At 56.5% G+C, this 20,872-nt stretch carries 13 protein-coding genes, 1 rRNA gene and 2 pseudogenes; 4 read left to right on the top strand and 12 right to left on the bottom strand.

Annotated elements, in window-relative coordinates; genetic code table 11:
- Positions 1-422 precede the first annotated feature (422 nt).
- The 6 genes from RSAL33209_RS03435 to RSAL33209_RS03405 all read right to left on the bottom strand — a co-directional run bounded on the left by RSAL33209_RS03435 (position 423) and on the right by RSAL33209_RS03405 (position 8,814).
- Positions 423-1,959, bottom strand: a 16S ribosomal RNA gene (locus RSAL33209_RS03435).
- Positions 1,960-2,644: 685 nt separating this feature from the next.
- Complete coding sequence (tyrS, locus tag RSAL33209_RS03430; RefSeq protein WP_233494264.1) at positions 2,645-3,982, bottom strand: tyrosine--tRNA ligase; 1,338 nt, start codon at positions 3,980-3,982, stop codon at positions 2,645-2,647.
- 74 nt (positions 3,983-4,056) lie between these two features.
- Positions 4,057-6,321 (bottom strand): HelD family protein, encoded by a 2,265-nt coding sequence (locus RSAL33209_RS03425; RefSeq protein ID WP_012244245.1) that lies wholly within the window; start codon positions 6,319-6,321, stop codon positions 4,057-4,059.
- Between the two features lie 91 nt (positions 6,322-6,412).
- Positions 6,413-6,961 (bottom strand): adenine phosphoribosyltransferase, encoded by a 549-nt coding sequence (locus RSAL33209_RS03420; RefSeq protein WP_012244244.1) that lies wholly within the window; start codon positions 6,959-6,961, stop codon positions 6,413-6,415.
- A 477-nt stretch (positions 6,962-7,438) separates the two neighbouring features.
- Positions 7,439-8,143 carry a DNA-3-methyladenine glycosylase gene (locus tag RSAL33209_RS03410; RefSeq protein WP_012244242.1) on the bottom strand — a complete coding sequence of 235 codons (705 nt, stop codon included), beginning with the start codon at positions 8,141-8,143 and terminating at the stop codon, positions 7,439-7,441.
- Positions 8,140-8,814, bottom strand: a complete 675-nt coding sequence (locus tag RSAL33209_RS03405) for an SDR family oxidoreductase (protein ID WP_012244241.1) — start codon at positions 8,812-8,814, stop codon at positions 8,140-8,142. Before RSAL33209_RS03405 ends, RSAL33209_RS03410 begins: the two co-directional genes overlap by 4 nt.
- 124 nt (positions 8,815-8,938) lie before the next feature.
- Here RSAL33209_RS03405 and RSAL33209_RS03400 point away from each other — a divergent pair.
- From RSAL33209_RS03400 to RSAL33209_RS03380, 4 genes and pseudogenes are all read left to right on the top strand, one after another.
- Positions 8,939-10,472: pseudogene (locus tag RSAL33209_RS03400) on the top strand (DNA-3-methyladenine glycosylase 2 family protein).
- Positions 10,469-11,002: a methylated-DNA--[protein]-cysteine S-methyltransferase gene (locus RSAL33209_RS03395; RefSeq protein WP_012244238.1), complete on the top strand. Its 534-nt coding sequence runs from the start codon at positions 10,469-10,471 to the stop codon at positions 11,000-11,002. Before RSAL33209_RS03400 ends, RSAL33209_RS03395 begins: the two are co-directional and overlap by 4 nt.
- A gap of 411 nt (positions 11,003-11,413) precedes the next feature.
- Positions 11,414-12,943 (top strand): AfsR/SARP family transcriptional regulator, encoded by a 1,530-nt coding sequence (locus RSAL33209_RS03385; protein WP_012244235.1) that lies wholly within the window; start codon positions 11,414-11,416, stop codon positions 12,941-12,943.
- Positions 12,933-14,633 (top strand): hypothetical protein, encoded by a 1,701-nt coding sequence (locus tag RSAL33209_RS03380; RefSeq protein WP_041684380.1) that lies wholly within the window; start codon positions 12,933-12,935, stop codon positions 14,631-14,633. Before RSAL33209_RS03385 ends, RSAL33209_RS03380 begins: the two co-directional genes overlap by 11 nt.
- A 70-nt stretch (positions 14,634-14,703) precedes the next feature.
- Here RSAL33209_RS03380 and RSAL33209_RS03375 read toward each other — a convergent pair whose 3' ends face one another.
- The 6 genes and pseudogenes from RSAL33209_RS03375 to RSAL33209_RS03350 all read right to left on the bottom strand — a co-directional run bounded on the left by RSAL33209_RS03375 (position 14,704) and on the right by RSAL33209_RS03350 (position 20,789).
- Complete coding sequence (locus tag RSAL33209_RS03375) at positions 14,704-15,525, bottom strand: ABC transporter permease (protein WP_012244233.1); 822 nt, start codon at positions 15,523-15,525, stop codon at positions 14,704-14,706.
- Positions 15,522-16,550, bottom strand: a pseudogene (locus RSAL33209_RS03370) (ATP-binding cassette domain-containing protein). The gene RSAL33209_RS03375 and the pseudogene RSAL33209_RS03370 overlap by 4 nt, the downstream one beginning before the upstream one ends.
- 112 nt (positions 16,551-16,662) lie before the next feature.
- Complete coding sequence (locus RSAL33209_RS03365) at positions 16,663-17,412, bottom strand: maleylpyruvate isomerase family mycothiol-dependent enzyme (protein ID WP_041684378.1); 750 nt, start codon at positions 17,410-17,412, stop codon at positions 16,663-16,665.
- Positions 17,413-17,518: 106 nt separating this feature from the next.
- Positions 17,519-18,070 carry a pyridoxine/pyridoxamine 5'-phosphate oxidase gene (locus RSAL33209_RS03360; protein WP_012244229.1) on the bottom strand — a complete coding sequence of 184 codons (552 nt, stop codon included), beginning with the start codon at positions 18,068-18,070 and terminating at the stop codon, positions 17,519-17,521.
- Between the two features lie 89 nt (positions 18,071-18,159).
- Positions 18,160-19,575 carry an argininosuccinate lyase gene (gene argH / locus RSAL33209_RS03355; protein ID WP_012244228.1) on the bottom strand — a complete coding sequence of 472 codons (1,416 nt, stop codon included), beginning with the start codon at positions 19,573-19,575 and terminating at the stop codon, positions 18,160-18,162.
- Positions 19,572-20,789, bottom strand: coding sequence for an argininosuccinate synthase (locus RSAL33209_RS03350; RefSeq protein WP_041685103.1), 1,218 nt, complete (start codon positions 20,787-20,789; stop codon positions 19,572-19,574). Before RSAL33209_RS03350 ends, argH begins: the two co-directional genes overlap by 4 nt.
- Positions 20,790-20,872: the final 83 nt, after the last annotated feature.

Here is a 20,872-nt window from a genome sequence, read left to right as displayed (position 1 = left end):
ACAACACCCACTCCCACACACAACCCACCGAACAAACGGAAAAGGATTGATTAGTAAGAAGGGAAACCAGAAACAACAAACACACCCCACCGACCTCCAACACCAACCAAAAGTCAGTACCAGAATCAGCAGAGCGCCTGTTATCTCAGGACCCAACAGTGTGTTTTGTACCCACCAGAACCTCCCAAACCATCGAATCTTTCCAACCACTCCCCGAAGGAAACAGCGTACTCAACCAACAATCCGAGAACAGAACCAGCGACAACACCTCCGCACCAGAAAACCAGCACTTCAGCATAAATTTGTTGATATTCCACCCTTGAGCACCCACCGAGAAACGAATGTTCTCGCAATGGGATTTAACTCCTCACACTCACACCAGAAACCATGCGGAAACTGATCAAGTGTTTGGTGCTCCTTAGAAAGGAGGTGATCCAGCCGCACCTTCCGGTACGGCTACCTTGTTACGACTTAGTCCCAATCGCCAGTCCCACCTTCGACGGTTCCCTCCCAAAAGGGTTAGGCCACCGGCTTCGGGTGTTACCAACTTTCGTGACTTGACGGGCGGTGTGTACAAGGCCCGGGAACGTATTCACCGCAGCGTTGCTGATCTGCGATTACTAGCGACTCCGACTTCATGGGGTCGAGTTGCAGACCCCAATCCGAACTGAGACCGGCTTTTTGGGATTAGCTCCACCTCACAGTATCGCAACCCTTTGTACCGGCCATTGTAGCATGCGTGAAGCCCAAGACATAAGGGGCATGATGATTTGACGTCATCCCCACCTTCCTCCGAGTTGACCCCGGCAGTCTCCTATGAGTCCCCACCATAACGTGCTGGCAACATAGAACGAGGGTTGCGCTCGTTGCGGGACTTAACCCAACATCTCACGACACGAGCTGACGACAACCATGCACCACCTGTGAACCAACCCAAAAGGGGGAGTACATTTCTGCACTTTTCTAATCCATGTCAAGCCTTGGTAAGGTTCTTCGCGTTGCATCGAATTAATCCGCATGCTCCGCCGCTTGTGCGGGCCCCCGTCAATTTCTTTGAGTTTTAGCCTTGCGGCCGTACTCCCCAGGCGGGGCACTTAATGCGTTAGCTACGGCGCGGAGAACGTGGAATGTCCCCCACACCTAGTGCCCAACGTTTACGGCATGGACTACCAGGGTATCTAATCCTGTTCGCTCCCCATGCTTTCGCTCCTCAGCGTCAGTTAATGCCCAGAGACCTGCCTTCGCCATCGGTGTTCCTCCTGATATCTGCGCATTCCACCGCTACACCAGGAATTCCAGTCTCCCCTACATCACTCTAGTCTGCCCGTACCCACCGCAGATCCGGAGTTGAGCCCCGGACTTTCACGGCAGACGCGACAAACCGCCTACGAGCTCTTTACGCCCAATAATTCCGGATAACGCTTGCACCCTACGTATTACCGCGGCTGCTGGCACGTAGTTAGCCGGTGCTTCTTCTGCAAGTACCCTCAACACCACAAAAATGATGTCTTGTTCCCTACTGAAAGAGGTTTACAACCCGAAGGCCGTCATCCCTCACGCGGCGTCGCTGCATCAGGCTTTCGCCCATTGTGCAATATTCCCCACTGCTGCCTCCCGTAGGAGTCTGGGCCGTGTCTCAGTCCCAGTGTGGCCGGTCACCCTCTCAGGCCGGCTACCCGTCGTCGCCTTGGTTAGCTATTACCTCACCAACAAGCTGATAGGCCGCGAGTCCATCCAAAACCGCAAAAAACTTTCCACCTACACACCATGCGGTGATAGGTCGTATCCAGTATTAGACCCAGTTTCCCAGGCTTATCCCGAAGTCAAGGGCAGGTTACTCACGTATTACTCACCCGTTCGCCACTAATCCACGGCGCAAGCACCGCTTCATCGTTCGACTTGCATGTGTTAAGCACGCCGCCAGCGTTCATCCTGAGCCAGAATCAAACTCTCCGTAAAATTCATTACAAAAAAACTCTTTCCCAGCATCAACCCACAAGCCACCACACGGGGTGTGGCACCCATGAGCAAATACCAAAAAACAAAACAACTTTGGTATCAACAAAAAACAAAACACACTATTGAGTTCTCAAACAACAGGCGCATTCAAGTAATTCTCCAAATACATTTGAAAGTAATTGTTTACTTTCTTTATCTTTAAGTTTTCACTTGCTGCGTTGTTACTAGCTTATTTCATTCATTTCTTTCTTGTCAAATCCGCGATTTTCATCGGAATTTACTTGAAATTAATAAATGATCCCACCAAAAATAAAGCTCATCTAGTTTTGGCCGTAATGCCACACGTAGAATCGCAACTCAATTTAGAAGGGGTTTGGCCTCCGCTCTGTCAGGTTACTCGGCCATGTTCCAGGCCGTTGTATCCGTACCCCTCAGCGGGCGACTCAGAAAATATTACAGGCAGATTGGCAGTCGCGCAAATCGGCCTAATCGACCCTTATCTGAGCCCTTATTTTCAGCGGATTTGCTACCGAATTCGCCGCTCGACCAACCGCAGGAAATACCAAACGCGCCCGACGTCGGCCCGGCACCTGGGTGCCTACTGCCGCCGTCAGGCGCGCTATCACAGGGAACTATTTGGAATTATCTGCTTCATACCGCGAATTCGTTGCCGCGGAGCCAGCAGTTAGCTAGCTTCAACCTCAACCATCGCCATGGTCCGTTTGCCTCGGCGCAATAAGAGGTAACGCCCATGCAATAGCAATGTGCTCTCGATCACATATTCTGCATCGAGGATCTTAGTGTTGTTGACATAAGCACCACCGTCACTGATCGTGCGCCGGGCTGCTGAATTACTTTCTACCAAACCAGTAGCAACAAGTAATTCGACAATGCCTAAAGTTGAGGCCGGCACCGTTGCTCTGGGCAGCTCGGCAGTAGCAGCACTTAAGGTAGCTTCGTCTAGCTCAGAAAGTTCGCCATTTCCAAATATCGCTGCGGAAGCGGCAATAACTTTTTCCGTGGCGGTAATTCCATGCACGAGAGAATTAACTTCCCAGGCAAGTGCCTTTTGCGCTGTCCGTTCATGCGGCCGCTCGGCAGTTGCCTTTTCTAGCTCAGCAATTTCCGCACGAGAGCGGAAGGTAAAAATCTTCAAACGTTCGACGACGTCGGAATCTGCAGTATTGAGCCAGAATTGGTAAAACTCGTAAGGGCTAGTCATCGCAGGATTAAGCCAAATAGCGTTACCTTCGCTTTTACCAAATTTCGTGCCATCAGAATTAGTGATGAGCGGGGTACCGATTGCATGAACCGCTCCTCCTTCGGCTTTGCGAATCAACTCGGTACCAGAGGTTAGATTCCCCCACTGATCGGAACCGCCAGACTGCAGCGTGCAGCCGTACTGCCGGTAGAGGGACAAGAAATCTAATCCCTGCAGAATCTGGTAGCTGAATTCTGCGTAAGAAATACCTTCATCAGAGTTCAAGCGCGAGGCCACGATGTCTTTTTTGATCATGGTGCCCACCCGGTAATGCTTACCGATCTCGCGAAGGAAATCGATGGCGCTCATGGGCGCCGTCCAGTCCAAGTTGTTCACCATACGAGCCGCGTTCTCACCCTCAAAGGAAAGGAACGGCTGCACCTGGGCCTGAATATCAGCTACCCATTCAGCAACTTGCTCTTTAGTCTGCATCGAACGCTCGGTTGTGGGGCGCGGATCACCAATCAAGCCGGTAGACCCACCGACTAGTGCCAAAGGTTTGTGACCAGCAAGTTGCAATCGCCGCATGAGCAGCAATTGAACCAGGTGACCCAGATGCAAGCTTGCTGCGGTCGGATCAAAGCCACAGTAATAGGTGACGGTTTCCGTGCTCAGCGCTTTTTCAAGTTCAGCTTGATCGGTCGAGACTTGCACCAGGCCGCGCCAAAGCAGTTCTTGCCAAACGTTGGCAAAGCTTTCGTCATTTTTTTGCCCGGTAATTTTCTGCACTGTTGACTCAGTGGATTCGGTTGCATGCGACACAAAACAACCGTAACAGCGACCTAGTAGAGAACAACAAGTATGCGCAGGAACTGAGGCCAAACTGGCAAGAGGTTCTAAACTTCGATGCCTGCGGGGAGCTCGCCCGTTGTCAATAACCGAAGCCGTTGGGTGGGTCGGGTCATTGAAACATAGAGATCGCCCACGCGGCCGGCGGATACCAGTTCAGACGGTTCCACAATGACCACACCATCGAACTCGAGCCCTTTGGCATCGTGCGGATCGATCACGACAATATCTTGTTCGAGCGAACCGGCACCGTGGCCTACTCGCCGACCAAATTGCTCGCGCAAGGCAGCAGCTAAGCCACGAACCCGTTGCGGTGCCGCAATGACAGCAATCAAACCGCCGTCGACCGCGGAAAGTTCTTCAGGCATTGCGTTAACAAGAGCTGCGCTTAGGTCCGAAACGCGATCAATAATCGGCGGCCAGTGCCCGTCCCGAACCGCTTTTGGCGCCGAAACGGCTTGACCAGCTGCATTAGCCATCCGGACGGCGGCTTCGGCAATCTGGGCTGGCGTTCGGTAGTTAACGGTGAGTTCTTCAAGTTGCCAGCGATCGCCAAAGTGCGGAGCAAGGGCTTGCTGCCAGGAAGAAGCGCCGGCAGCCGCAGAGGTCTGTGCAATATCCCCCACGATCGTGAACGACTTCATGGGACAACGCCGGACCAACAACCGCCATTGCATTGCAGAAAGTTCTTGAGCTTCATCAACCACCACGTGGCCGAAAGCCCAGGTTCGATCGGTGACTGCTCGCTCGGCTGCGGTATAACGGTCTTCTTGAACCGAGTTGTGCTCGGCTAGATCCGCCGCCGTCAAGACGCCGTTGACGCCAACGTCTTCCAAACTCTGGTGCACGTTTTCCAAGGTGCGTTCGGCGTTGGCAATGTCTCGACGCCGCTCGGATTCCTTGGCCGCCGAGTCACGTCCGCCTGAGGCATCTAATTCGCCCAAAAGTTCGGCAGCTTCGTCTAGCAGCGGCACATCGGATTCGGTCCAAGCTGAATCCGCCTCACGGTACAAGGCTTCACGTTCCTCCGCGGCCAATTCTGGCGCGGCAGCCTCAAGTAAGGCCGGTTTAGCAAACAGTTCCGAAACTAGCTTTTCTGGCGACATTGGCATCCAGGCAAGATTCAAGGCAATCCGTACGTCTCGCGATGCCCGAACTTCTTCCGCTAAATAAGACCGGTCCGCGCTATTGCCAATCGAGTTACCCTCGACAATTTCGGTCAGTTGCTCGGTCAATTCACGCAACAGAATTTTCACGAAAGTCAGTCGCGCTTCGTTGTGCGGCTTACCGGTTGCCCGAGCTTTGTCACGAGCCCGCCGTACCTGTTTGGGAGTCAGCGTTACTTTTTGCCCCTCGATGTCGAGAATTCGATCTTGCGCTGGTACTCGTTGTCTATTGGCCACTGCCCGAGCAATAACTTGAGCAAGCACCGCGCGACCTTTAATCTCGGCCACAGTTGAGTCCGGATCGGTGACCGCGTTGATACCAGGCATTAGTCGGCCCACATTGGCCATTACTACGCCGGTTTCGCCCAAAGAAGGCAGGACTCTTTCGATATAAGTCATAAAGGACGACGACGGCCCCACCAGCAAGACGCCGGCAGACTTAAGCCGGTCGCGGTGTGTGTAAAGCAGATATGCCGCACGATGCAAAGCAACCGCAGTTTTTCCGGTACCCGGGCCGCCCTGCACTACCAGAGCGCCGGAAAGTGGTGAACGAATGATTCGGTCTTGCTCTGCTTGAATCGTGCCCACGATGTCGCTCATCCGGCCGGTTCGTTTGGAGTTCAAGGCCGCCAACAACGTGCCTTCTCCTTGCAACGCCCCCGCTTCGCTGAGCATGCTCGGGTCAAGCACATCGTCTTCAATGGCTTTTACTTGCCGATGCTGCAGAATCAGATGCCTGCGCCGTCGGACGCCTTGACGCTCAAATGCTGTGGCTTGGTAAAAGGTTCCAGCCTCAGGCGCCCGCCAATCAACCATCAGCTGCCGTAGATCATCAGTCGAAAGACCAATTCTGCCGATATACCGCTCCTCGCCAGAATCCAGATCAAGCCTGCCGAAAACAAGCCGCTCATCAACTGCGTCGAGTTGCGCCAGTCGATCTTCGTAAAGCGTGGCGAAAGCATCCCGCTCAGAACGGTTTTGATGCGAACCCACGGCAGTATTGCGCCGGACTTCAGCCAGCTGATCTACTTTTTCGCGACGCAGCTGGTCCAGCCGACCATACAGTCCCGCAACATAGTCGCGTTCATGGGCCAACTCTTCATGTCCTGTTTCATCAGGACGACGCGTTGATTCGGCCTCCAGCATTTGGGCATCCTTTCAGCCAGCAGACCGTCTATTATACAACTATTTGTATGAACTGAAATGAAACAACAAGAAACTACCGAGGCAACTGCCGTTACAGCCGGACCAAAGATCGAATCTGGTGACCAGCAAGAGCTTCTCGACCATGTAATTCCGCCAATTCAAGCACTACGCCGTAACCGGCGACGTTGACTCCGGCTTTGGCAAATAGTTTTGACGTCGCAGCCAAGGTGCCACCGGTAGCCAGTACATCGTCAAGGATGAGTACCCGGCTTCCTGCCGGAAGGTCATCGCGATGCAATTCCAGTGCGGCAGTTCCGTATTCCAGGCTGTAATGCTCGGTATAAACCGCGCGGGGCAACTTTCCTGCCTTGCGCACGGTGATCACACCCGTTCCGGTGGCGTAGGCTGCGGCCGCGGCAAGCAAAAATCCGCGGGCTTCGACGCCGGCCACCGCGTCGAACTGGCCAGCGAAAGGCTCGACCAAGGCATCTACTACCGCTCGTAACGCGGCGCCGTCAGCAAAGACCGGCGTCAGATCGCGGAAAGTAATACCCGGTTCTGGATAGTCCGGCACAGTAGCGCACAGCCGTTGGATCTGCTCTTCAATAGATTCTTTGGGTTGCTCAGCATGAATCCCCATGTTGGCCTCTCAACTTGCCTGCGTGGTTTTGCCCGTTGTTTTACCTGAGTTGTTTATGGAGTCCAATAACAACCTCCAATAGCTTAGAGCGCCGCACCTCGAGCAGCTGAATCGCGCAATAAAGCACGATAAAACAACGTGACGCTGGTCATATCACCGAGGGTGGGCTAGCCTAAGCTCAGGCCGATGCCTGCACGAGTAGGGCGGCGTCACTGAAAGGAAATTCTATGAAGCTGCTGAAGCGACTTGCATCATTGGGTGCAGTGCTTTGTCTCGCGGGGATGGCGCTCTTTGTAGCGACCCCCGCGCAAGCCACAAGTTGACCCTGCGGCGCTACGCCGTTGGCTGGCGCAACGCTCAATGAATCTGGCACCGATGGCGCACAGCCTGCCTGTGCTGCGGGAGACCCGGCACCGAAGCCGTGGGTTTGCGCACCGCCGCCACGGATCATTGTTACCGTCTACTGCCCGTAGACCCTCAGTCTGGTTCGACTAGGCCGTCAGGCTGATATCGAATCAGAGCAATCAAGCACCTTTCAGCGGTGTCCTGGATTTTTCCGGGCACCGCTGCCTTGTATCTAGACACCGTTTTGTTGCCGTCGATCCAGTAGCGCCATGGATAAGCTGCGCCACCGCCAAGGCCACTAACGCCTATTCGCAGTCCGCTAGCAATCTCTTCCCTTGACTGCAACGGTGCCAATTCCAAGCTGAGGGCTTCTGCTGGAAGACGCATGGAATCCGCGGCAAAGAGCTTTGCGCCATTAGCTTTTCGGTCCAGACCCAATGCCTGAGCCAATCTGGCTGGCCCTGAGGCAAGGTCGCGATCATTTTTGGTTGCGAGCCTGCGATACCGTGCCAGCTCGACGCCGTCGAGAATTTCCCCCGCTCGCAAGAGCACCCCCGAGGCAGTGCCCGCTGGCGAACAGATAATATTGGCGCAAGAGTGAATGCCGTCAGTGAAGTAGACGTAAATGAAGCCTGGCTCCGCAAACATGATCTCGGTACGCGGCGTGGGCCCGTTATACGCATGCGAGCCCGGGTCTGAGGTACCAAGATATGCTTCCACCTCGGTCAACCGAACCGTGACTGGGCCTGCCCCACCAAAGCTACTAGTCAGCTTTGCACCCAGCAGCTGCGGAGCTACTGTCAGTGCATCCTGCTGCAACAGTTCAGCAAGACTCATCGGTGGAAAAGTGCCGCCACAGCTGTCGAAACCGCGTCGTCACCGGAAATTAGCTCCAAAATTTGCCGTGAGCCAGCAGAAGCGCTGATAAGCTCCACTAGCACTGCCGCAACGTCAGCACGCGGAATCGCGCCGCGGCCGGTGTTAGGAGCCAGCGCTACTAACCCGGTGGGTTCATCGTTGGTCAATCGCCCCGGCCGCACAATGGTCCAGTCCAAACCATGTCGTGCACTGAGATCATCTTCAGCGGCTAGCTTGGCAAGCAAATAAGCATAAAAATCATCGTCTAGTCCGTCCGGCCGGGCACCGTCGCGAACCGAATCTGCGCCCATAGAAGAAATCTGCACAAACCGTGCCACTCCGGCGCGTTCAGCAGCATCCGCCAACAACACCGAACCAGCTCGATCGACTGTGTCTTTACGTTCTGGGCCACTATCTGGTCCGGCACCAGCAGCGAATACCACCGTATCCACGCCGGCCAACGCGGCTGCTACCTCGTCCACCGAAGAATTCTCCAGATCGAGCAGCACCGGAACGATTCCGCGCGAACTCAGATCTTGCTGTTGTTCCGGCTTCCGAATCAGACCTTGCGCTTCATGACCTGCTGCGGCCAATTTCTCGCCGAGGAAAAGTGCAATCTGGCCATGTCCGCCCGCAATAACAATCTTCATGCAGCCATCCTGTCATGCGGGGTCGAGCATTGACAGTGCCTGCGGGCGCGGCAAGAAATGATCGACGCATCACTATGTCCGATTTTCGCTAGTTTCCGGTGTGTTGCGCTGGCAGAATTGTGGCCTGGACTTCGAACAGTGCTATCGGGCAATCGACGCAAGGGACGCGCGTTTTGACGGCCAGTTTTATACCGCAGTGAGCTCAACTGGTATCTGCTGCAGGCCCTCTTGCCCTGCGAGAACGCCCCGGCCCGAAAACGTCCGCTTTTACCCCACCAGCGCCGCTGCCCACGGGGCCGGTTACCACGCCTGCAAACGCTGCCTACCAGAAGCTGTGCCCGGCACACCGGGATGGAATTTGCGCTCCTGATCTTGCCGCGCGCGCTATGCGACTAATTTCCGACGGCGTGGTGAATCGCAGCGGCGTCGACCCGCTAGCCGGGCAATTGGGATATTCAGTGCGTCAACTGAACCGGATCCTGATCGCCGAATTGGGTGCTGGACCGCTCTCGCTGGCTCGCGCGGCCAGAGCACAGACTGCCCGAGCGCTCTTGACCTCAACCCGGATGAAGTTCGCGGATATTGCCTTTGCTTCAGGTTTCTCTTCGATCCGGCAGTTCAATGAGACCGTGCAACAAGTATTTGACCTAACACCCAGCCAACTGCGCGCTAGTTCGCTAAAACGCAGCGGCACACAATCTGCTTCCGCCATCCCCAGCAGCATTGGTGGAACCTCGCTCAGTTTGCGGTTGCCACTGCGTCCACCCTACGACCACGGAATTTTCGCGTTTCTTGCCGCCCGGGCGGTAGACGGCGTCGAAAAAGCTGAGACAGCAAGCTATGCACGTACCGTAAGGCTTCCGCACGGCACCGCGACTATCACGGTGCGCCCGCCCGAGCTGCCCGAGGAGCTCAGTCCGGCGGAGCGCGCACACGCCACCAACCATTTACGTTTAAACGCCACCATTGAAGATCTCAAGGATCTACCAACACTCTTGAGTAGAGTCCGTCGAGTTTTTGATTTGGATGCGGATCCGATCGCCGTCGATGATACTTTGCGCCCCTTCATGACAGGAAGCATTGACTCAGTGCCTGGCATCCGGTTGCCCGGAGCCCTAGACGCCGCGGAAATGCTACTGCGTGCCATGGTTGGCCAACAGATCACCGTCGTCGCAGCCCGCGGGCAGCTCCATCAACTAGCAACTCTGGGCACTCCGATAGAAACTTCAATTTCCGGTTTGAACCGAATCTTCCCCAGCGCGGGCCAAATTGCCGCTCGTGGTGCAGAAGTACTGCGCGGCCCACAACGGCGTATTGAGTCAATTCTCAACGTGATGGCCGCTTTGGATTCAGGCCTAAAAATTGGCGTCGAAGACGATATGGCAGCATTGCGCACCAAGCTGCTCCCGCTCAACGGCATTGGACCGTGGACGGTGAATTACCTCGGGATGCGGCTACTTGGCGCCACCGACATCTTCCTCGATAACGATGTAGCTGTTCGTAAGGGAATGGCCGCCTTGGATCTGAATCCAGAACAAACGGTGGCGATGAGTCCGTGGCGGTCTTACGCAACCGTGCACTTTTGGCGCTCAGCATCCACTTCCGTCAAAAGATCCACCTCGGTCAAAAAACAGCAGCAGAAGGAACCCTCCGCATGAAAGCTACATTCTTTACGGTCGATACCCCCGACGGCCCGTTTAGTGTGATCACGGCAGCCGACAATCCAGAGTCAACTGAACAAGCCGTAGTAATTTCCGCTGGATGGACAGAATCTAGGGCGGATCTCGCGGCCCAAATTCACCCAACCTTGCGCCCCACGACGATTGTCGATTCTGCCCCAGATGCCGATATTGCGGCCACAGTGGCTGATTACTACGCAGGCGACTTTTACACGATCGGCACCATCGCGGTGCAACAGAAATCCGGTCCGTTCCGGAGTCATGCTTGGGAGATTCTGCGTCAGATTCCGGCCGGTGAGCCAGTAACGTACCGTCAATACGCAGAGCTAGCCGGAAATCCGCAAGCAGCCCGAGCAGCAGCGAGCGCCTGTGCAAATAATGCCGTTGCCCTCTTCGTGCCATGCCACCGAATAGTCCGAACAGACGGAACCCTGGGCGGATTCCGTTGGGGTGTCGCAGTTAAGCGGAGCCTTTTGGCGCGTGAGGCAGCCCAGACCTCCGCAAGTTAATCACCATCGAACTCACTACGGTAAATCCGGTCGCTGTGCTCGGACCGTTGATGGGCTCGAACGTCTCTGGCAGCAACGAACTCATTCGCCGGATTCTTGCTGGCGATTTGCCTAGCCACCCGGATTTCTGGACGCCAATCATAGATGTTCGAGATCTAGCCGAGGCTCATCTGTTAGCGATGCCCCCGAGCCTGCTGTCGAACGGTTCATCATTGGTCGTGGTAAGGGGATCACCATGAAGTAAATCGGTCTATTGCTCAAGTCCAGACTTGGTGAACAGGCTAAACGAGTCCCCACTCGGTCTATTCCAAATTTTGTTATTCGCATTGGCCCAATTTTCAACAAGACGATGCGGGAAATTGTGCCCGATTTAGGCATCATCAAGTCCACCGAAGCGGTACCATCTGAGGAATGAGCATTCCCCTTCCCCAGCAAGCACAATTGCGTCTGCTGGGACCTGTGCTCTTAGAATCGGTAACCGGTTCTACTTCTACGCCACCCGGTCCCCGTGCTAAGTCATTGGTCATTGCGTTGGCGTTGGCCCCCGGACGGACACTGAGCCCGGAACAGCTCATCGACGACGTCTGGGGCTTAGATGCACCAGCATCATCGAAAACTGCGCTACACACTTTGATCTCACGCACTCGATCGTTCGCTCCCGAGTTGCTAGCCAGCAGCGCCGGCGGCTACCGATTGACAGCACCGCGATCCTCCGTTGATCTCTGGCAAGCTGAGCAGCTCCAGCATGAAGCCCTCAAGTATCTGGATGCGGATCCGGCCAAAGCTGCTGAGCTGGCGTCGAATGCCTTAGAACTTTGGACCGGAGATCCCGCTAGCGATGCCTCGCCCTCCCCCGCCGTCGAAGAACTTCGCCGCCAAGCTTGGCGGCTTCAAACCGAGCTCAGCGAGCTCCACGGCCAGGCGCTGCTGAACTCCGGTCAGCCAGTTGCTGCGATCGAAGTGCTTCGTCCGCTGGCGGAAGCGGAACCCCTGAGTCGATTCGAAGTGTTCCGGCGCGCGCTGCGAAACGAACTCGGAAGCTCGCCCAGCCCAGCCGCTGCGGCGCTACAAGCCACTTTATTGACCGCCGATTCGCCAGACTCATCCGAGGCCAAAGCGTCCGCAGAGCCCAAACCCGGACGCCAATTTCTCTCTGGTCTGCGTGCAGCACCGAACGAATTGCTTGGTCGAGAGAGCGATATTGTGGGGCTCGAACAGGTTATGGCCACGAGCAGGGTCACCACCGTCCTTGGCCCCGGAGGTCTTGGCAAAACACGGCTCGCGATGGAAATCGCCCAGCGCCAAGCTAACGCTGGGCTGCCCTCGGTGATCGTCGTCGAGCTGGCCAGCGTGCGCGACGGCGAAGACATCTGGCTTGCGCTTGCTTCGGCCTTGGGCATCACCGAACCCCGGCAGAAACCAACGAGCCTGCCGGTCGACATTCGACGACGAATCGTCGAAACGCTGCTAGAACGCCGAACCTTGCTCTTCATGGACAACTGTGAGCACGTTATTGAAGCTGCGGCAGCCGTTATTGCCGAGTTGATTGCCTCGGTTCCTCGGCTGAACGTGCTGACCACCAGCAGAGCACCGCTAGAAATCGCTGGCGAACGAGTTTATCCCTTGCAGGCGCTGGCCACCGAAGCCTCTGATGGTGCCCCCGCTGCGATCAGCTTGTTCCTGGAACGAGCGACGGCGGCCCGGCCTTCTGCGGCACTGCCGGCAGATACTGTTGCTGCGCTCTGCGCCCGACTGGATGGCTTACCGATGGCAATAGAACTCGCGGCTGCGCGCGTGCGCACCATGAACGTCGAAGAAATCCTGAGTCGAATCAGCGAACGTTTCAGCATGATGACCGTACTGCGGGGCACAGACCGTACCGCACCGGAACGTCCGTACCCTGCATGCCGTGATCGACTGGAGTTGGAGCTTGCTGGGTAAATCCGAACAAGCTGCATTGCGTCGTTTGTGCAGTTTCCCGAGTGGCTTTTCGCTTGAAGCCGCGATCGCCGTCGCCGGTTCAGATCGCGATGACCTAGAATCTGTCGAGGACGACATTGAGATTTTGCTCAATCAGTTGCTATTGCTGGTTTATGAAAACCAGCAAAGCTCGCATTTGCGTTACCGAATGCTGGAAACAGTTCGCGAGTTCGGTGCAATCGAACAGGACCGGGCAGCCGAAGTCACTTTGGTGGCCACGCAGATGGCCGCCTGGGCGCGTTCCTGGTGCACCGAGCGCATCGATAACAGTTATGGCCCAAGGCAGCTGAAGACCGTTCATGAAGTCACGATTGAACAAGACAACCTGATTTTCATTTTGCGTCGGGCTATCGTCGAACGCGATACGAAAACTGTTTTCCCACTTTTCGCGCTCCTGGGAAACTATTGGTCAATCCGCTCGATGCACCAAGATGTAGTCAGCTTCGCGGATGCGGTCATGGAATCCATTCGTGACGTGCCGGTTGAAGACGAGGACGTCCAGGCAGCGCTGTTGGCTGTCACCATCATCTCGGCAACCACCGCAATGGTAAATCTTCGACTTTCGGCGAAATCTCGAACTATGGTCCGCCGATTGCTTGCTCGAAACATCCCACTGGACGAACATCTCCGAACGATGTCCGAGCTCTGGCTCTGTTTGGGATCGCCGGAGAAACTAGCGGTACGGGTAGCCCAAGCAAAAGCAAGCCAGCATAAGATGAAGCATTCGACTGCATTTTTAGTTGAATCGTTCCTGATGGAAAATTCCGGTCGAATTGCTGAGGCGATTAGCGCGGCTCAAACCGCATTCCGGCTAGGCAAAGAGCTAGATGATGGTTGGACCATGGGCACGGTGTCCGTGTCGTTGGCGCAACTTTTCACCCAGCGGGCCAACCATGCACAGGCTTTGAGCTGGGGTGAGCGCGCCGTCGAATATCTGAGCGAATTGGACGCAGTTTCTGATTTACGCCAGCTACAGGCGCTTATCGCAGCAAATCACATTTCCCTTGGCCAGTTAGAAGCCGCCGAACACATCTTCGCGGCGGAATTGGCCAATCTTGATGACGATCAGTTCTTTGATTCGCCCGGTATTGGCATTGCCGTTCAGGCCGAAATCTATTTGCACACCGCACAAGTGGCAGCTAGGTTAGCTGCGTATCGGACCCTTTTAGATTCGAAAATTTACCAAGCGCTACCGACCGGTCCCTACGGGCCAGTATTGGTAGCGGCGGCGATCTGCGCGCACCTGCTCAACGACTTAGAGCATGGCAAGTCGGTATCGGTTCGCCAACAGACCTTGGATTATTGGTGCAAGCACCTACGTTTGCGAACCATCGCCTGGCGTCGGATGTCCGGCCAATCATTCACCGATCGACCAGTTTTAGGCACCTCAGCGATGACCATCGGATCGTGGGCTGCATTAACCGCAGCGTCGGGAAGCCCTAGATCCTCGGTGGGTCTGGAGCTGCTGACGATGTCCGGTGGACGCCAAGATGTTCCCAGCCTGCTCTGGGAACGGCACCTAGCTGCAGCCCGATCCCGCTTGGGCGATGCCGCCGTCGAAACTCAGCTGCGGCTGGCACCAGGTTTCAGCAGCGACGCGAGCCTACAACGAGTTTTCGAGCTACTCTCTGATCCTTCGTTACGGGATTAAACGAAAATCGCCCTCGATATTGGTTGGAGCCGGAGACATTTCTCCGGCTCCAACCAATATCGAGGGCGATCTAGGCTAAGGCCTTGCGCATATACGCCCGCACTGTGAGCGGAGCAAAGATCAACACGACGACGGCGGCACCCAACAAGGCAAAGGCCGCCTCAGCACCGAAAACGCCATTATTGCAAAGGTCCCGAACACCGGAAACTAAATGCGATACCGGGTTGATGTTGACGAAGGTCTGCAACCAATCCGGCATCGTGCCTGCTGGTACAAAGGCGTTTGACAAGAAGGTCAGCGGGAACAGAATCAAGAAGGAGATTCCCTGCACACTGCTTGCGCTGCGCGCGATGACGCCGAAGAACGCGAAGATCCAGCTCAGCGCCCAGGAGCAGGCAATAACGAGCACGGCCGAAGCGACGACGGCGCCAAAGTTCACCGGTCGATACCCCATGATGAAACCAGTCACGAAAGTGAGCGTCGTGGCAATCGAGTACCGGATAGTGTCAGCGAGCAGCGCGCCGGCTAACGGCGCTATCCGGGCGATCGGCAGCGACTTGAAGCGATCAAAAACGCCCTTATCCATGTCCTCCCGCAGCTGCACTCCGGTGACGACCGACGTCGTAATGACCGTCTGAACCAAGATTCCTGGAATGATAATCGGCAGATAATTCGCAATATTGCCGGAAATTGCGCCACCGAAAATGTAGGTAAACATCACGGTGAACAGGATCGGTTGCACAGTGACATCGATCAGTTGTTCCGGTGTGCGTTTGATTTTCAGCAGGCCACGCCAAGCCATCGTGAAGGAGTTTCGTATTGTTTGGCCAAGACTGACGTGGTTCTTCAGCCGCGCAGTGGCTGGGTTGAGTGCTTGGGTGATCGCAGTCATCGTGCGCCTTCCTTTTCTGTGCTGATGTTGCTCACGTTGCCGTCAATCAGCTCGCTAGCGTCATCGGGTACTTCATCTTCAGTAGCCGCATGCCCGGTCAACGCCAGGAAGACTTCGTCCAAGCTTGGCTTTTGCACCGAGATCTCGGCGACCTTGATTGCTGCACTTCGCAGTTCAATCAGTAGATCAGTCACCACATCCGGGCTTTGCATTGGCGCGGTGAGCCGGCCAGCCTCGGGTGAGACGATGGCGCTGACACCCAGCGTCTGTTCAATCAATAGCCGTGCCGCGGGCAGATCCTTGTTGTCTTACAGGCGCAGCAGCAGCGAAGAGTTTCCTACCGAGGCTTTGAGCTGGTCGGCGGTTCCTTCTGCGGTAACTTTTCCGCGGTCAATCACGGCAATTCGTTCCGCGAGTTGATCGGCTTCGTCGAGATACTGCGTGGTGAGCAATACCGTGGAACCGCTTGCTACCAGTCGGCGAATGGTGTCCCACATTTGCGCACGGGTTCGCGGGTCCAGGCCGGTGGTCGGTTCGTCCAGGAAGATCAGCGGCGGTTGGGGAATTAGGCTAGCGGCCAGATCTAGCCGGCGACGCATGCCGCCGGAAAAATTCTTCAGCGGACGTTTCGCTGCTTCGGTGAGACCGAACTCCTCGAGCAGTTCCGAGCTTTTGACTCGGGCTTGCTTTCCGGTTAGTCCCAAGAGTTTAGAGAATAGGCGCAAGTTCTCGGTTGCGCTGAGATTTTCATCGACCGAGGCGGACTGCCCCGTGACCCCAATGAGCTGGCGGACTACTTGGGCTTCTTTCCGGACGTCGTGGCCGAAGATCTTTGCCTCGCCGCCGTCAGCGTGCAGCAGTGTTGCCAAGATATTGATCGTGGTGGATTTTCCGGCGCCGTTGGGGCCCAGTACCCCGTAGACCGTGCCGGCCTGCACCTGGAGATCGACGCTGTCCACCGCGCGGTTGCTGCCAAACACTTTGACCAGCCCGTGCGCCTCAACGGCTAAATCACTCGAGTTCATGAGTGCTCCTTTCTGCCAAGAAATAATCTGGCAGTTCAGAAAACGTGATTGCTTTCGCGAATCATCGTGTCAAGGAGCACTTACTGAACGCTTACCGTGCGCTTACACCCGCTTACCTTGCCGGAACCGCCGATGGCCAAGGCAACAGCTCTGGAAGTGCCACGGAATCGGCAGCGGCAAAAGCTTCGATCTGACCGGCTGGTTTCCGCCCAGCAAGCCAAGCCGCAATATCGTTGAGCATCCCGATAATGACGTAGCTCTTGCCAGAAGTATTTCCGGTGCTCAACGTCACGGGCTGGGCACCAATCGGCTGCAGTACCAAACGAGTTTTTTCTGGCACCCGCGCTTCGAGGAAGCTAAAGAGATGGCGGCAAAATTCAGCTGTCCAGTCACTGCTGCTGACGCCAATAAGCAGATCGTCTTGGTGGATAACCAACTCCCGCCACGCAGCTTTGACGACGTCGGCAACGGTGCCGTCCCGAAACGCGGTCTTGGTGTCTAGATCCGCGTCGGTCAAAGCATCGATTGCCCCAGCGAGGCTAGCTAATGAGGATTCCAGCTCAGCGAGCAACTGTGGTTTCTGCTGCGCCGCGTATTTGGCGATGTCGGCATTTCTGCCGTCCGCGCCGCCGTCGTCCATTTCAATGATTTCCTGGCGCTTGGCGTATGCCAATTGCCTGGCAAGCGCTAAGCTCACACCACGCAGGTGAGCAAAAAGCTGCGCCCTGCTCCACCCGGGCAGCGCGGATGGTTCCCGAATATCGTCATCGCTATGCTCTTCAAGCCAAAGCCGGAACTGGCAGGCAGCTTGCTGGGTTTCGGCAATGGCGGGTAGGAGTCCAGCTCCCTCGCTGAGTGTCATGTGACTACGGTAGTCGATTCCGTCCCATTCCGCCGGGTGTCGAGATATGGTCAATTTTGGCGCGTTTTAACCGCCATATCTCGACACTCGGCGGAATGGAATCAGCTCACGTGACCTTCCGCCAGGTGTCATTCGGATTCGCGCGTCGATAAAAGAGCCGGCGATGGTGACGATCATGCCGGGCTTGCCAGAATTCCACCTCAAGCGGTTGTAAGGCATAGAGCTGCCAAACAGGATTTGCGGAGCCGTCGCTTTGCGGGCGTTCTTGCCAATCGCGGGCCGATTCCTGCACCGAAAGCTCGACGACGGTGCCCACTAAGCGCACCTGCCGGCCCAGCTCAAGCCAGGAGAAGTTCATTGCGGCCTGCGGATTGCTGCTCAACTCTTCGCCCTTACGGGACGTCTTGGCGCTGGCGAAAAGCCAACCATCGGCATCGAGCCCTTTGAGGATCAGCATCCGCGCTGAAGGTGTTCCGTCGGAAGTTGCGGTAGCGAGCGAAAAAGCGTGGGGTTGCCGCAGTCCTTTTTCCATCGCGAGGTTGAGCCAGTCGATAAAAAGCTGTTCCGGCGCGGCCGCGGCAGCTTCGACGTCGAACTCCGGCAATTCGTCCGGAAAATCCGGCAGGGCGCGCAGTTTCTGTCTCAATTCCTCGCTCATGTCCCCAGCTTAGTTCCTTCCGCCGAGTGTCGAGATATGGTCGCTTTTAGCGCGTTCTAACCGCCATATCTCGACACTCGGCGGGGGGATTAGCGTGCGAAGTCTCGGACCGGCGCGAGTTGCGCCTCAAAAGCGGCTCGCTGTGCCAGAACGGCCGACGGCGCGGTCCCGCCTTGGGCGCTCCGGCTCGCCAACGATCCCTCGGTAGAAAGCACCGTGCGCAGCTCAGGAGTCAGCTGCGGCGAAATCGCCGCGTACTCTGCATCGCTGAGATCCCACAGTTCCACACCGCGCGATTCGGCTTGCTTCACAGCAGCACCAGAAAGCTCATGCGCATCGCGGAACGGCACGCCCTGCCGAACCAACCAGTCAGCCACATCCGTCGCCAGCGCGAAGCCCAACGGCGCCAATTCCTCCATCCGTTCGGTGTTGAAATCAAGCGTCGCGATCATTCCGGAAACCGCCGGAAGCAGCAATTCCAAGGTGTCCGCGGCGTCGAAAACTGGCTCTTTATCCTCTTGGAGGTCTCGGTTGTACGCGAGCGGGAGCCCTTTCAAGGTGGCCAGTAGACCGGTGAGATCGCCGATCAAACGACCGGCCTTGCCACGAGCAAGCTCCGCTACATCCGGATTCTTCTTTTGCGGCATGATCGAGGAGCCGGTTGAGAACGCATCATCCAGGGTCACAAAGGAGAATTCCTTGGTCGCCCAGAGGATAATCTCTTCGCTGATTCGGGACAGATCCACGCCAATCATCGCGGCGATCCAGGAGAACTCCGCAAAAACGTCCCGGGAAGCGGTGCCATCAATCGAATTCCAAACCGCCGAGTCAAAGCCCAGTTCATCGGCGACGGCGTTCGGGTCCAGCCCCAGCGAAGAGCCGGCCAACGCCCCGGAGCCGTAAGGCGAGACGGCTGCGCGGCGATCCCAATCCTGCAACCGTTGCACATCACGCAGCAGCGCCCATGCGTGCGCCATCAAATGATGACTCAACAACACCGGCTGCGCGTGCTGCAGGTGCGTCCGGCCAGGCATCGCCACACCGTGGTGCGCGGTGGCCTGTGCCAGCAGTGCATCGATAGTCGCAAGCACGCCGCGGGCAACGAGTCGAGCGTGATCACGCAGGAACATCCGACCAAAGGCGGCGATCTGATCGTTCCGCGAGCGTCCAGCGCGTAGCTTGCCTCCCAGTTCTGGGCCAGCCCGCTCAATCAGTCCGCGCTCCAACGCGCCGTGCACGTCCTCGTCGGATTCGGCAGCAACAAAGGCGCCCGAAGTAACGTCCGCATCGAGTCCGTCTAAAGCTGTGAGCATGCCATCGAGTTCGACGTCAGTGAGCAAGCCTGCACGTTGCAAAACCCGAGCATGCGCCCGGGAGCCGGCCAGATCGTAACGAGCCAACCGCCAGTCAAAATGCGTCGACTTGCTCAATGCCGCCAGTGCATCCGCCGGGGCACCCGCAAACCGAGCGCCCCAAAGTGAGCCCCCGTTGGTAGCGGAGGTCATGCGTTCTCGCCGGATGCCGCAACCCGCTCGTCGCGAGTAGTGGCGGTCTTCGCTGACAGGCCCCAGAGTTCAATGAAGCCACGCGCTTGCGACTGATCGAAAGTATCGCCGGTGTCGTAGGTTGCCAAGTTGAAGTCGTACAAACCGGTATCGGTACGCCGACCATTCACCGAAGCAACGCCTGCGTGCAGCACAACGCGAATGTCGCCGCTCACGTATTTCTGCGTGTCATCGATGAAGACGTCCAAAGAGCGCTTCAACGGGGAGAACCACTGGCCGTCATAAACCAATTCGGCCCAACGCTGGCTAACCGTAGCCTTGAAACGCGCCTGCTCACGCTCAATCGTGACGTCTTCCAGGTGTTTGTGCGCGGTGATCAGCGTCATGGCACCTGGCGCTTCGTAAATCTCCCGGCTCTTGATGCCCACTAACCGGTCTTCGACGACGTCGATCCGGCCAACACCTTGAGCACCGGCGCGACGGTTGAGTTCCTGAATAACCTGCAACGGTGAAAGCAAAACGCCGTCGAGCGCTACCGGTACACCAGCGCGGAATGAGATGACCGCTTCATCCGGGGCGGGCGGGAATTCCGGCGTCGCTGTGTAGTCATAAATGTCTTTGGTGGGCGCATTCCAAATGTCTTCGAGGTAGCCCGTCTCCACGGCGCGACCCCAGACGTTCTGGTCGATCGAGTACGGGTTCTTTTTGGTCGTCTCGATCGGCAGGTTGTTGCGCTCTGCGTATTCAATGGCTTTGTCCCGGGTCAATGCCAAGTCGCGAACCGGTGCAATGCATTTGAGGTCCGGGCCAAGGGTCTGAATGCCCACTTCGAAGCGCACCTGATCGTTGCCTTTGCCGGTACAACCGTGCGCGACTGTGGTTGCGCCAAATTCACGCGCTGCTTTGACCAGGTGTTTCACGATCACGGGCCGGGAAATCGCTGAAACCAGCGGGTAGTGCCCTTGGTACAGTGCATTGGCCTTCAAAGTAGGCATACAATATTCGTTGGCGAACTCATCGCGGGCATCGGCAACATAGGCCTCAACGGCGCCGCAACCCAGCGCGCGCTGGCGTACTGTCTCCAGCGACTCGCCGCCTTGTCCGACGTCGACGGCTACCGCAATCACTTCAGCGCCGGTGGCTTCGCCAATCCAGCCAATAGCAACAGAGGTGTCTAGTCCGCCCGAGTAGGCCAGCACGATGCGATCAGTCACAGGTACTCCTTCATATTTATTGATGTTCGGATGCATTTTCAGCATCCGGATGGTCTTCTAACTAGTTGCAACGGCATCCGTAT

This window comes from Renibacterium salmoninarum ATCC 33209 (genome assembly GCF_000018885.1).
In the GTDB taxonomy this organism is placed as follows: Bacteria; Actinomycetota; Actinomycetes; order Actinomycetales; family Micrococcaceae; genus Renibacterium; species Renibacterium salmoninarum.
This window is presented reverse-complemented; position numbering and strand designations above follow the sequence as displayed.